Origin of the sequence: Psychrobacter sp. TB55-MNA-CIBAN-0194 (assembly GCF_040309505.1) — a bacterium.
In the GTDB taxonomy this organism is placed as follows: domain Bacteria; phylum Pseudomonadota; class Gammaproteobacteria; order Pseudomonadales; family Moraxellaceae; genus Psychrobacter; species Psychrobacter fozii.
Genome location: NZ_JBEOOW010000757.1, coordinates 1 through 237, shown reverse-complemented (window position 1 = coordinate 237; position 237 = coordinate 1). Strand labels below are relative to the sequence as shown.

The window sequence follows — 237 nt, the reverse complement described above, 5'->3', positions numbered from 1 at the left end:
CCTTTCATGGGTGCTAGGCACCGCAACGGCGAACGAAGACAGCACGGGGGCTCCGATTGGTGACTTGACCTTGACTGCGGATGGCAGCTATAGCTTTGAGCCAGCGCCTGACTTCAATGTTACGGTACCGACTGTGAACTACACAGTGACCGACCCTGAAGGCAACACTGACAGTACCACCTTAGACATAACCCAATATCCCGTACACGATGACAAGGACCACACTGACTCAGACAG

General features: G+C 54.0%; 1 protein-coding gene. It reads left to right on the top strand.

Features of this window, described 5'->3' with window-relative positions:
• Positions 1-237, top strand: a 237-nt coding sequence (locus tag AAEY75_RS16985; RefSeq protein ID WP_352260350.1) for an Ig-like domain-containing protein, incomplete at both ends; no start/stop codon positions are given.